Genomic DNA, 13,686 nt, shown 5'->3' with positions numbered 1-13,686 from the left:
TTTGCCCAATCCGTATGCATGTTCCTATATCCTTGATATAATAGAAAATACAGAAAGAAGGTGGGATTATGTCATATACACATTTACAAGTGAGAAGTGGCTTTAGTTTGATGAATAGTACGATTACGATAAAAAAATTAGTTGCTAAAGCGCGTGAACTTAACTTCTCCGCGCTTGCCCTAACAGATGAGCAAGTGTTATATGGGGTCATTCCATTTTATAAAGCATGTAAACAAGCAAACATTAAACCGATTATTGGAATGATAATAAATATAACGAACGAAAATAATGACGAGAGTAACAGGCTCGTTCTTTTGGCAAAAAACCACACCGGATATAAATCCTTGGTTAAATTAAGTACAAAACTTCAAGTCGAGAAAAAGCCCGGCATTATGCTTGAAGAACTCAAGAATAATGTGGATGGTCTTATCGGAATACTGCCAGCCACTGACCCAGAACTTACAAGGAAACTTGATACAGATACATTTGCCAATGTTAATGATTACATAAATACGTATGAGACTTTATTTGCTGCGGATGACTTTTATATTGGAATTGAAAAAGAAAATCATACAACAATGAAGCTAAAACAATATTGCGAGATATATCCATCACAAGTAACCGCACTATCAGATGTACATTATCTCGAAGAAAGAGATGTATATAGCTTTGATTGTTTACGAGCAATGGATCAAGGAAACGTTTGGAAAATGCAGCTTTCAGATCCTACATATAACAATAAGCATTTGAAAACAGAGGAAGAAATTGAAGTCTTACTAGGTGGATTTTGGCCTGAAGCAATTAAAGAAACGGAAAAAATCAAAGAAAAGTGTAACTTGGAATTTGATTTTTCAAAAAAACTTTTGCCGCGTTTCCCGTTACCAGATGAAAAAAATGCGCATGAGTTTTTAAAAGAACAATGTTATTCAGCGCTGGAAGAGAAATATCCGAATCAAACAGAAGAAGTAAAAAATCGTGTAGCTTATGAGTTATCAACAATAGAAACGATGGAGTTTAGTGATTACTTCTTAATTATTGCGGACATCATTGCCTTTGCAAAAAAAGAAGGAATCATGGTTGGTCCTGGTAGGGGATCATCTGCAGGATCGATTGTCGCGTATTTATTAGGAATAACGGATGTAGATCCGATCGCATACAACCTTTTATTTGAAAGATTTTTAAATCCAGAACGGCAGACAATGCCAGATATCGATATCGATTTTTCCGATGAACGACGAGATGAGGTAATTGCGTACGTGAAGGAAAAATATGGAAGCGAGCATGTTGCCCAAATTGTAACGTTTGGAACATTTGCTGCGAGATCTCTCGTACGTGAACTAATCAAAACCTTAGAAGTCGCTCCTGAAGATGCGCGCTTTATTTTAAAAGAATTGCCAACCCAATCTAGTGGAGCCCTTGTCGATATGGTGAAGGAATCAAAAGAGCTGACAGATTATATTAAGCAGTCTCAAAAGCTTAAAGCATTATTTACAATTGCTGTTAAATTAGAAGGAATCCCGCGGCATATTTCCACACATGCGGCAGGTGTCGTGATAAGTGAGCTGCCGTTAATCGAACATGTGCCATTAACAGTAGGAGCGAATGAAACAGCATTAACACAGTTTGCGATGAATGATTTAGAATCAATCGGATTATTGAAAATGGACTTTCTAGGCTTAAGAAACTTATCACTAATCGAAAGAATCATGAAATCAATTTATCTATCAGGCAAACGTCGATTCAACCTAGATGAGATTCCAGTCAATGATGAGAAAACCTTTGCCATGCTTCGCCAAGGAAGGGCAAACGGAGTTTTTCAATTGGAATCACAAGGGATGCAGCGTGTCTTAAAAGAACTGCAACCAACAGGTTTTGAAGATATTGTCGCCGTGAACGCACTTTATCGTCCAGGTCCAATGGATTTTATTCCAACGTATATAAATAGGAAGCATGGCCGAGAACCAGTTGCTTATCCACATCAAGATTTAGCGGTTATTTTGGAAAAAACCTATGGCGTTCTTGTGTATCAAGAACAAATCATGGAAATTGCGAAAGTGATTGCTGGTTATTCCCTTGGAAAAGCGGATATTTTACGACGAGCAGTTAGTAAAAAGAACAAAGAAGTGATGGCAGAGGAACGTGAAGGTTTTATTCGCGGATGTATGGCAAATGGTTATACAGAAAAAGTGGCAGAAGAAATATTCAGCTGGATTGTGCGTTTTTCTAATTATGGTTTCCCAAGAAGTCATGCGGTCGCGTACAGTAAAATTTCCTATCAGCTGAGCTATTTAAAAGCGAATTACCCAGCGAACTTTTTTGCGGAATTAATCAGTTCGAGTCGCAATCAACAAGAGAAAATAAATCTTTATGTAAGTGAAATGAATGAAACGAATATTGACTTACTTCCACCATCAATTAATAAAAGTATTGGAATATATAAGGTGGAAAATGATGGTCTTCGCATGGGCTTTTACTCCATCAAAGGTGTTGGCCGAGATGCTGTAGCTGAAATTATCCGAGCACGTGGCAATAACAAGTTCAAAAACATTTTTGATTTTTGCTTAAGGGTTTCTAATAAGATAATTAAAAGAGGAACAATGGAGCAATTAATTATGGCTGGCGCATTTGATGAAACCTATGCAAATAGAGCAAGCTTACTCGCTTCATTAGACCAAGCACTAAATCAAGGCGAGCTATTCCGAGAGTTTAGTGAGCAATCAAGTCTATTCTATGACCAAATTGAATTGGAAGAGCAATATGTTGAGATTGAAGATTTTACGATTGCGAAAAAACTGCAAGACGAAAAAGACCTTCTAGGCATGTATGTTTCTAGTCATCCATTAGAAAATTATCGCGAAGGTTTAAGAAGAAGTGGTTTTGTTTCCATAGCTGACACTAAAGAATTAGTTGGAAGAAAACATGTAAATGGTGCAGTTATCGTTCAGGAAATAAAGCAAATTCGGACGAAGCGTGGAGATCAAATGGCATTTCTAACATTAGCAGATGAAAATTCTACGATTGATGCAGTACTTTTCCCAGACCTTTACCGGGAAGAAAAGCGCTGGTTAGAAGAAGAAATGCTCATTTTTATTAAAGGAAAAATTGAAATGAGAAATGACCGGTTACAGTGGGTCATTGATAAAGTAGAACCCTTTGATGAAGCGCGACTCGAAGAAGAAGCGGAAAAGATAATATTTATTAAATCAACAAAAGAAACAAATGCAAATGCATTAGAATTCATAGGTTCTGTTGCGAAAGCGCATCCTGGAAATGTTCCGATCATCTTATATGATGAAGAAACGAAACAATCTTATAAGTTGGCTACAAACTATTATTTGCATTCAAATACAGAAGCTTTAAACAAGCTTAAAAATTTATTTGGTAAAGAAAATGTTGTTCAACAAAAGAGATAATTCACATCTATGCTTTACAGAAATTCAAGTTTTGTTATAATATAGAGGTTATCGGTGGTCAGACCACTAAGGGATGAGAATTTATAAAGAAATGTTGATAAAACAAAAAGGGAGAGAAATTCTATAATGGCTAGCCTTAGAGATGAAGCATTACATATGCATAAAGTGAATCAAGGCAAATTATCCGTACAATCGAAAGTTCCAGTAAATAATGCGAAAGATTTAAGTTTAGCATATTCACCTGGAGTTGCAGAGCCGTGTAAAGAAATTCACGACCGTACGTCGAAAGTATATGACTATACAATGAAGGGCAACATGGTTGCTGTTGTTACTGATGGTTCAGCAGTTCTTGGTTTAGGAAATATTGGACCTGAAGCGTCATTACCAGTAATGGAAGGGAAAGCAGTTCTATTTAAAGCATTTGCTGGAGTTGATGCTTTTCCAATCTGTTTAAATACAAATGATGTTGATCAAATTGTAAATACAGTTAAATTAATGGAGCCTACTTTTGGTGGCGTGAACTTAGAAGATATTGCAGCACCAAACTGCTTTATTATTGAAGAAAGATTAAAAGACGAAACAAATATACCAATCTTTCATGATGACCAACACGGTACAGCAATTGTTACTGTTGCAGGTTTAATTAATTCTTTGAAATTAGTAGGAAAGAGCTTTAAGAATATTAAAGTTGTTTTAAGTGGAGCTGGAGCAGCTGGTATCGCGATTACCCGTTTATTAGAGAGCTTCGGTGTTCGCAATATGGTTATGTGTGATTCTAGAGGGGCTATTTATGAAGGCCGTCCTTACGGGATGAATGAAGTAAAAGAAATGGTTGCTAAAATTACGAACTTAGATCACGAACAAGGCGAGTTAGAAGATGTGCTAGAAGGTGCAGACGTGTTTATTGGTGTGTCTGTAGCTGGCGCACTTACGAAAGAAATGGTCGGAAAAATGAATAAAGACCCTATTATTTTTGCTATGGCGAATCCTGAACCTGAAATTATGCCAGATTTGGCAAAAGAAGCAGGAGCGAGAATTATTGGGACAGGGCGTTCTGATTTCCCTAACCAGGTAAATAATGTTTTAGCTTTCCCTGGAATTTTCCGTGGAGCACTTGATGTTCGCGCAACTAGAATTAATGAAAAAATGAAAGTCGCAGCTGCAGAAGCAATTGCTTCCTTGATTACAGAAGAAGAGCTTCATGAGGATTATGTAATTCCTGGTCCATTTGATGACCGCGTTGCTCCAATCGTTGCGAAAAGTGTTGCTAAGACTGCAATGGAAACAGGGGTAGCAAGAATTACTGTTGATCCTGAGGAAGTTGCTGAAAAAACAAGACAGTTAACAAAATAATAGGCTAGAAAACTTGAGTTACAGAAGGGATAGAATCGAAAAGTGTCAGATTCACCTAAGCCAAAAGTATACCAAGGTGTTCTTCAAGAAATCAGGAGCTATATTCGTAATCAACAGCTAAAACCAGGGGATAAACTGCCTTCAGAAAGAGAGCTTGCAGAGAAGCTCCAGGCAGGTAGATCCTCTGTGAGAGAAGCATTACGTGCACTCGAATTATTAGGTTTGATAGAAACGAAGCATGGGGAAGGAACCTTCTTAAGAAATTATCGATCCTTACAATCTGTGGAATTATTATCATCTTTTATTTTACTTGAAGATCGGACAAAAGAAGAGTTAATTGAAACCAAACTCCTCCTTGAAAAAGAAGGAACAAAACTGGCACTCCATCATATCGATGAAAATACATTTAACGAACTAGAAAAATGTATTGATGATAAGAAAAGTCCAGAAAAAATTCACACGAAATTTTATAATATACTTTTAAAAAACGCAGAAAACCAATTATTATTTAAAATTTGGATGCTAATGGAAGAATTTTCATTAGCAATTTATAAAACAAATTATGAAACTACATTTTATAGAAAACTTGTTGAGATCTTAAGAAATAGGGATTTCTCTGCAATAGAAGTAATATATGAAAAACAAGTACAAGCAGCTAGAGAAGATTAATTCATTTTAAAGACGAATTTTGACAATTTTTTTAAAGAAGTTCCTTTATAATGATTCTCATAGTGAAAGTACTACAGTCATATGTTGCTAGAGAAGGAGGTATTAACTTGCTAAAAGATCTATTTGGCAAGCGCAAGAAATACGCATCAATACCGAGTGAACAAGGAAAATTAGATGTTCCAGAAGGTCTGATGCAAAAATGTGTAGGATGTAATAAAATATTTTACCGTAAAGAAATGAAGAAAACATTAAATGTTTGTACGAATTGTGGATATCATCATCCATTAACTGGATGGGAACGAATTGATAGTTTATTTGATGAGGGATCTTTTACCGAATGGGATGAAAATATTACATCTTCAAATCCATTAGACTTCCCTGATTATATGGAAAAGCTCGAGAAGGACCGTAAAAAAACAGGACTTAACGAAGGTGTTGTCACTGGAAAAGGTACAATTAACGGATACGAAACAGCCTTTGCTGTCATGGACTCGTCATTTAGAATGGGAAGTATGGGGTCAGCGATGGGTGAAAAAATTGCACGTGCAGTTGAAAATGCCCGCAAAGAATCTATTCCATTTATTATTTTCACAGCATCTGGAGGAGCACGTATGCAAGAGGGTGTTCTAAGTCTGATGCAAATGGCTAAAACATCAATCGCGATTAAACGTTTTAGTGATGCTGGCGGATTTATGATTTCTGTGATGACACACCCGACAACAGGTGGTGTATCTGCAAGCTTTGCTTCGATTGGTGACTATAATTTTGCCGAACCTGGTGCTTTAATTGGTTTTGCAGGACGTAGAATTATTGAACAAACAATTCGCGAGAAACTTCCGAATGACTTCCAAACAGCAGAGTTTCAAATGAAACACGGACAGTTAGACAAAGTAATTCATCGTCAAGATATGAAAAAAACACTAACAACCTTGCTGAAGATTCATGTGAAGGGCAGGGAGGTATAAGATGAAACATATATTAGAGTTTGAAAAACCAGTCGTTAATTTAAAAGCAAAAATCGCTGAGCTAAAAGAATTTACAAAGGACAGCGACATCGATTTAACAGATGAAATCACTACCTTGGAAGAAAGACTAAAGGTTCTTGCTGATGATGTCTATGGAAACTTAAAGCCATGGGATCGTGTGCAAATGGCACGTCATCCAGAACGTCCAACGACACTTGATTATGTCGAAAGAATATTTACAGACTTCATCGAGTTTCATGGCGATCGCTTCTTTGGTGATGATGAAGCAATTGTATCAGGTGTTGCTTTTTATAAAGACAAGCCTGTTACTATAATTGGTCATCAACGAGGAAAAGATACAAAAGAAAATATTCGTCGTAACTTTGGTATGCCACACCCTGAAGGATATCGCAAAGCCTTAAGACATATGAAGCAAGCAGAGAAGTTTAACCGACCGATCATTTGCTTTATTGATACAAAGGGCGCGTATCCAGGAAAAGCTGCCGAAGAAAGAGGACAAAGTGAAGCTATCGCAAAGAATTTACTTGAGATGGCTGGGTTAACAGTTCCAATTATTTGTATTGTAATTGGTGAAGGTGGAAGTGGTGGAGCACTTGCACTTGGTGTTGGTGATCATATTCATATGCTTGAAAACTCGACATACTCGGTAATTTCTCCAGAAGGTGCAGCAGCACTTTTATGGAAAGATTCCACACAAGCTAAGCGAGCTGCTGAAACGATGGGCATTACTTCATATGAACTGAAAAAGCTCCAAGTCATTGACGAAATTATTCCAGAACCACGTGGCGGTGCACATCGTGATGTTGAAGAACAAGCGAAATTCATCGACAACATCATTTCACAATCGCTTCGTACGCTAACAAAACATAACAAAGAAGACTTGTTAGAAAAACGCTGGGAAAAATACAAAGCAATCGGCGATTATACTATATTATAAGATTTTACTTGGAAGGTTTTGAGTATGTGTAACACATGCTCAAAACCTTTTTTGATAATCCCATACATTACAAGGTATATCTTGACAGTCGATATAAAATATCAACTTAATTAATATAATTCGGTGCATTTCAGATACTGGAAAACTATGAAAACATTTTGTGAATAAAAGCAAAACTAAGCGGAAGGAAAAACGTACGAAGACTCCAACGGGAAAAGCATGAGGTGAAGACCCCGCAGCGAAGCGAGGAGGCTGAGGCCATGCCCGTGGAAAGCGCAGTACGTTTTTCCTGGAGTGGCGGTTACACTTAATCTTACTTAAACTGCAGAACTCTAAATGGAAAGATTTTATATTAGATTAAAAAATGATTATTAATTGCTATTTCACTCACTTTTATTTATCTTTAATATATGAGGTTTTTATGAAACAGAGAAATGAAAATGTATAGTACAGTAATAATAACAATAAAAATCACAGGAAAATACAAAACAAATTTGGGGTGGAAAGATGAAGCGAATTGGTGTGCTGACAAGCGGCGGTGATGCTCCAGGAATGAATGCAGCTATCCGTGCAGTTGTTAGGAAGGGAATTTACCATGACCTCGAAGTTTATGGAATTGAATATGGATTCCAAGGGCTCATGCAAGGCCAAATTAAATTGATGGATATTGGTTCGGTTGGAGATGTCGTCCAACGCGGAGGCACAATCCTATATTCTGCCAGAAGTGATGATTTTAAAACAGAAGAAGGACAAAATAAAGCAATCGAGCAATTAAAGAAGTTTGATATAGAAGGTCTCGTTATTATCGGCGGCGATGGTAGTTTTCGCGGAGCAGAGGCGTTAACGAAATTAGGCTACCCATGTATTGGAGTTCCGGGCACAATTGATAACGATATTAATGGTACAGATTTCACCATTGGCTTTGATACAGCCTTAAATACGATCATTGAAGCGATAGATAAAATACGTGATACCGCGACATCTCATGAAAGAACCTATATTATAGAAGTGATGGGAAGAGATGCAGGAGATCTTGCACTTTGGGCTGGACTAGCTGGTGGTGCAGAAAGTATCTTGATTCCAGAGAAAAAAGAGAACTTCCAACATATTGTCGACCGGTTAAAGCGCGGGCATGAACGTGGTAAAAAACACAGTATCATCCTTTTAGCTGAAGGTGTTGGTAGCGGATTTGATTTTAGTAAACAAATTGAAGAAGCGACACAGCTGGAAACGCGTGTAACAGTGTTAGGTTATATCCAAAGAGGTGGTTCACCAACTGCAGCAGACCGTGTACTAGCAAGCCGTTTAGGTGCAAGAGCTGTTGAATTATTACTTTCAGGTAAAGCTGGAAGAATGGTTGGGATTGAGCATAATCAACTTGTTGACTACGGAATCGGTGAGATTTTTGAAAAAGAAATGACAGTTAATAATGACATGTATAATTTATCTAAAGAACTATCCATCTAATGGAAAACTTAAGGAGGAAGACATTTGAGAAACACAAAGATTGTATGTACGATTGGACCAGCTTCTGAATCAATTGAAACACTAGAAAGACTAATTGACGCTGGTATGAACGTAGCGCGTTTAAACTTCTCGCACGGAGATTATGAAGAACATGGTGCTCGTATAAAAAATATTCGCGAGGCAGCAAAAAAGAAAGATGTTAACGTCGCAATTCTACTCGATACAAAAGGCCCAGAAATTCGAACAGGTCAATTTATCAATGGCGAAGATGAAATCAAACAAAATAGCACAGTATATCTTTCAATGAAAGAAATACAAGGAAATGCTGAACGTTTTTCAATTACTTATCCAGGTTTAATTAATGACGTCGAAATTGGTGCGAAAATTTTACTTGATGATGGTTTAATTGAATTAGAAGTAACGGAGATAGATAAAGAAAATGAAGAAATCGTTACCATCGCATTAAACGGTGGGCCTATTAAAAATAAAAAAGGTGTGAACGTTCCAAACGTTGCTTTAAATCTTCCAGGCATGACTGAAAAGGATAGAGAAGATATTATATTTGGAATTGAAAGTAAGGTTGATTTTATTGCACCTTCATTTATTCGAAGAGCTTCAGATGTCCTGGAAATTCGCCAAGTACTTGAAGCAAATAACGGAGAAAAAATCCATATCATTCCGAAGATAGAAAATAAAGAAGGAATCGAACGCATCGACGAAATCCTTGAAATCAGTGATGGTTTAATGGTTGCGCGTGGAGATCTTGGAGTGGAAATTCCTCCCGAGGATGTACCACTTGCTCAAAAGCTATTAATCAAAAAGTGTAACATTGCTGGAAAACCAGTTATTACAGCAACACAAATGCTTGATTCCATGCAACGTAACCCAAGGCCAACAAGAGCAGAAGCGTCAGATGTGGCGAATGCTATTTTCGATGGGACAGATGCAGTGATGCTTTCTGGTGAAACTGCTGCAGGTCAATATCCTGTAGAATCTGTACAAACAATGGGGAATATAGCATTAAAAGCGGAATCAGCATTAGAGCATAAAAGTATTTTAAGTGAAAGATCGAAAACAGTAAATATGACAATTACAGAAGCGATTAGTCAGTCAGTAACGCATACTGCAATGAATATTGATGTGGAAACAATTATTACACCAACAGAGAGTGGACATACAGCAAGAATGATTTCAAAATATCGTCCAAAGGCGTCTATCCTTGCTGTAACTTTTGATGAACTCGTTAATCGACAGCTAGCACTCGTATGGGGGGTACACGCTGTACTTGGCAGAGAGACAGCATCAACGGATGAAATGCTTGATCTATCGATTGAAAAAGGTCTTTCTACTGGAATTTGTAAGCATGGAAGTAGAGTAATTATTACCGCAGGCGTGCCTGTTGGAGAAAGTGGGACGACGAATCTAATGAAAGTGCATATTATTGGAGATATTATTGCAAAAGGTCAAGGAATTGGTCGCGCAAGTGTTTATGGTAAAGCTGTCATTGCAAGAAATGGGAAAGAAGCAATTGAAAAAATGCAACCTGGAGATATCCTTGTCACACAAGGAACCGACAGAGACATGATGAAAGCAATTGAAATTGCTGGAGGCCTTATTACGATTGAAGGCGGATTGACTTCTCATGCTGCAGTTGTTGGATTAAGTTTAGGAATTCCAGCAATCGTTGGAGTCGATAATGCTTTTGAAGCCATTAAAGATGGGGAAGATATAACTATTGATGGATCAAAAGGAGATATTTATAAAGGGCATGCTAGTGTCCTATAAGAAATAAAATCTAGAGATAATCAGTGTACTTTGTAACCAACACTGATTATCTCCATGTATTAAAGGAGGCTAGGTTATGCGTCTATTTATAATCGGAATTCTTGTATTTATTTTAATAGAAATTGGCCTGCTTATATGGATAGGTAGTCAAATTGGCGTATTCGCTGTACTTTCGATTATTATACTAACTGCTGGGCTAGGAATTATTTTTGGTAGAAAGCAAGGGTTTCAAACATGGAATAATGCCATGCAAGCGATTAATCAACGTCAGGCACCAGCTCGTGCATTTATAGATGGGATTTGTATTTTTCTAGGGGCCGGATTACTAATCGCACCAGGTTTTATTTCAGATATCATCGGTATATTATTATTAATTCCATTTACTAGAAACCTATTCAAACTTTCGATTGCAAAAATGCTTGATAAAATGGTAAACCGTGGCGTAGTCATCTATCGCCGCTATTAATTATTTCATAATATAACGATAGACAGCATGGAAAACACCAGCCTGCTGCATGCTTTTAATAAAGACAAGAATAAACGGCGCAAACAATAAGCCTACCACTCCCCATATTTTAAAACCTAAAAACACAGCAATGAGCCATGCCAATGGGTGAATTCCCATGCTCATGGATAACACTTTTGGCTCAATTAGTTGTCGAGTGATAATAACAATTGCATAGATAATAGCTAGTCCAATTGTTAGGGCATAGTTACCAGTTAAGAAAGTATAAAAAATCCATGGGATGAATAATAGGCCTGTCCCTAAATAAGGTATTAAATCAATCAGCAGCATAAAGAAACCAATCGTCAATGCATGATCAACTTTTAAAATGAATAATCCACTTAATATAATAAAAAATGAAATAGAGACAAGAATTACTTGTGCTTTCACATATCCAGTCATCGCTTTTTTAAAATAATGACTTAAATTATCTCTAAGCTGGTGAAGTTTTTTAGGAGTTAGAGACGTTGCCATCTTTTTCATGTTAGGAAAGTCCGCTGAAATGATTATGCTTGCTAGGAAAATAAAGACGAATAATGTTAAGAATTGAGGCAACTTCGTTATCAAATCAGGGATTGAAAATAAAAGTTCCTGAAAGAAAGAGCCAATGAAATTCGCGATTTGGTTAAATAGGTCTGTCATATATTGTTGAATCATCATTTGCTCAGATGCATCAAGTTGATTAAATAAAATCAAAATATCTTCATAGATTGGAATGATAACCGAATGAAGATAGTGATCAAGAATTTCGCCAAACGTTTTCAGCTGGTTTGGTAGTCTTTCAGCTAAATAGGTTATTCCTTCGTATAGTTCTGTAAGCGTTAATACGGATAGAGTAATCAGAGAGAAAATGAACCCAAGTAAAATGGCAATACTCGCTAGTGGACGAGGGAATTTCAAATTTTTTATTAAAAAAGAAACTCCAGGCTCCATACATATTGCAATAATTATTGCGATTACTAGAGGTAGCGTGTAAGAAATTGTAGAAGTAATCAGGAAATAAACTAGAACAATTAGTGCAAAAACAGTGAATAACTTAAGATATTTTGTTAAAATTGGAGTAATCAGTCATTCCCCCTAACATTCATCTATTATTCATTTACATATGATTTAAATAACGGTTTTAGACTAGAATTTAATTAATTCATCCTAATTTCATGTATTTAGTTGGTTTCGATTCACTTTAGTTGAATAATGCTCTATAATGGATTCTGGGGAAGACAATATTAAAGATTACTAATGTAAGAAATTTATATAATTAGTAAAAGGGCTATAAATGCTTGTGTTTATTGAAATGTAAACGCTATATATTATTCATTAATATTGTCGAAATTTGATTTTACTATAAAAGAACAAAGAAGGAGAGAGAGTTATTATGACTACAACAAAGGGGCTTGAAGGAATTGTAGCAGCTCAATCATCAATTAGTTCAATCATTGATGACCAGTTAACATATGTGGGTATTCCGATTGATGATTTAGCAGAGAATGCTAGTTTTGAAGAGATTGTGTATCTACTATGGAATCTAGAACTTCCGAATAAAACAGAGCTAGAGAAAATTCGTAAACAATTAGCTGAAGAAATGAAGATTTCCGATAACTTAATTAACCATATTAAATCTTATAAAATGGATACGTTACATCCGATGGCAGCGTTACGTACAGCAGTATCATTCATAGGTATCTTTGATCCACAGCCAACAGATATGGAAAAAGAAGCAAATTATGATCGTGCGATTCGTATCCAAGCACAAATTGGTTCCATCGTTGCAGCTTTTGCAAGAATTCGTAAAGGATTAGAGCCAGTTCAACCAAAACCAGAATATAGCTATGCTGAAAACTTCCTATATATGCTGAATGATAAAGAACCAGAAGCGATTGAAGTTGAAGCAATTGATAAAGCATTAGTACTACATGCAGACCATGAATTAAACGCATCTACTTTTACTGCACGAGTATGTGTAGCAACATTATCAGATATGTATTCAGGGATCACAGCAGCAATTGGTGCTTTAAAAGGACCACTTCATGGTGGGGCGAATGAAGCTGTGATGAAGATGCTTACTGAAATTGGAGAAGTTGACAATGCTATTCCTTACGTGGAAGAAAAGCTTGCCAATAAAGAAAAAATCATGGGTATGGGACACCGTGTATATAAAACAGGGGACCCACGCGCAAAGCATCTTAAGAAAATGTCTGAAGAACTAACAAAGCTAGTTAATGAAGAAAAATGGTATGAAATGTCCGTAAAGATTGAGGACTACATTACAGAACATAAAGGTCTTATTGCTAACGTTGACTTTTATAGTGCTTCTGTATACCATAGTTTAGGGATTGATCATGACTTATTTACGCCAATTTTCGCTGTCAGCCGTACATCAGGATGGATTGCACATATTTTAGAGCAATACGAAAATAATCGCCTTATCCGTCCACGTGCTGAATATGTTGGACCAACACATGTAAAATATGTTCCACTTGAAGACCGTGCGTAATTAAGATACAGATATAGATATTGGAATAGCTGGAAAATCTCCAGCTATTCTTCATGAAAAAATAGGAGGTAGTTTTA

The 13,686-nt window shown here is 36.6% G+C and carries 10 protein-coding genes; 9 read left to right on the top strand and 1 reads right to left on the bottom strand.

Going from position 1 to position 13,686, the window contains the following annotated elements; all coding sequences use genetic code 11:
- The first annotated feature begins 68 nt into the window (after positions 1 to 68).
- From dnaE to ACXYMZ_RS05775, 8 genes are all read left to right on the top strand, one after another.
- Positions 69 to 3,413, top strand: coding sequence for a DNA polymerase III subunit alpha (gene dnaE, locus ACXYMZ_RS05810; protein ID WP_458947416.1), 3,345 nt, complete (start codon positions 69 to 71; stop codon positions 3,411 to 3,413).
- A gap of 126 nt (positions 3,414 to 3,539) precedes the next feature.
- The gene (locus tag ACXYMZ_RS05805) at positions 3,540 to 4,766 is read left to right on the top strand and encodes an NAD(P)-dependent malic enzyme (protein WP_458947415.1); all 1,227 of its coding nucleotides are present in this window, start codon (positions 3,540 to 3,542) and stop codon (positions 4,764 to 4,766) included.
- Positions 4,767 to 4,808: 42 nt separating this feature from the next.
- Positions 4,809 to 5,435: a FadR/GntR family transcriptional regulator gene (locus tag ACXYMZ_RS05800; RefSeq protein ID WP_458947414.1), complete on the top strand. Its 627-nt coding sequence runs from the start codon at positions 4,809 to 4,811 to the stop codon at positions 5,433 to 5,435.
- A gap of 107 nt (positions 5,436 to 5,542) precedes the next feature.
- Positions 5,543 to 6,400, top strand: coding sequence for an acetyl-CoA carboxylase, carboxyltransferase subunit beta (accD, locus tag ACXYMZ_RS05795; protein WP_458947413.1), 858 nt, complete (start codon positions 5,543 to 5,545; stop codon positions 6,398 to 6,400).
- A gap of 1 nt (position 6,401) precedes the next feature.
- Positions 6,402 to 7,358 (top strand): acetyl-CoA carboxylase carboxyl transferase subunit alpha, encoded by a 957-nt coding sequence (accA, locus tag ACXYMZ_RS05790; protein ID WP_458947412.1) that lies wholly within the window; start codon positions 6,402 to 6,404, stop codon positions 7,356 to 7,358.
- 507 nt (positions 7,359 to 7,865) lie between these two features.
- Positions 7,866 to 8,825, top strand: a complete 960-nt coding sequence (gene pfkA, locus ACXYMZ_RS05785) for a 6-phosphofructokinase (RefSeq protein WP_458947411.1) — start codon at positions 7,866 to 7,868, stop codon at positions 8,823 to 8,825.
- A gap of 24 nt (positions 8,826 to 8,849) precedes the next feature.
- A complete protein-coding gene (pyk, locus tag ACXYMZ_RS05780; RefSeq protein ID WP_458947410.1) occupies positions 8,850 to 10,610 on the top strand; it encodes a pyruvate kinase in 1,761 nt (586 codons plus the stop codon).
- A gap of 76 nt (positions 10,611 to 10,686) precedes the next feature.
- Complete coding sequence (locus tag ACXYMZ_RS05775) at positions 10,687 to 11,076, top strand: FxsA family protein (protein WP_458947409.1); 390 nt, start codon at positions 10,687 to 10,689, stop codon at positions 11,074 to 11,076.
- Here ACXYMZ_RS05775 and ytvI read toward each other — a convergent pair whose 3' ends face one another.
- Entirely contained in the window at positions 11,077 to 12,171 is a 1,095-nt protein-coding gene (gene ytvI / locus ACXYMZ_RS05770; RefSeq protein WP_458947500.1) for a sporulation integral membrane protein YtvI, read from the bottom strand.
- A 319-nt stretch (positions 12,172 to 12,490) separates the two neighbouring features.
- Between ytvI and citZ the strand changes: the two genes are divergently transcribed.
- Entirely contained in the window at positions 12,491 to 13,609 is a 1,119-nt protein-coding gene (gene citZ, locus ACXYMZ_RS05765) for a citrate synthase (protein WP_458947408.1), read from the top strand.
- The last annotated feature ends 77 nt before the right edge of the window (positions 13,610 to 13,686 follow it).

It is taken from the genome of Oceanobacillus sp. CAU 1775 (genome assembly GCF_054482815.1).
This window is presented reverse-complemented; position numbering and strand designations above follow the sequence as displayed.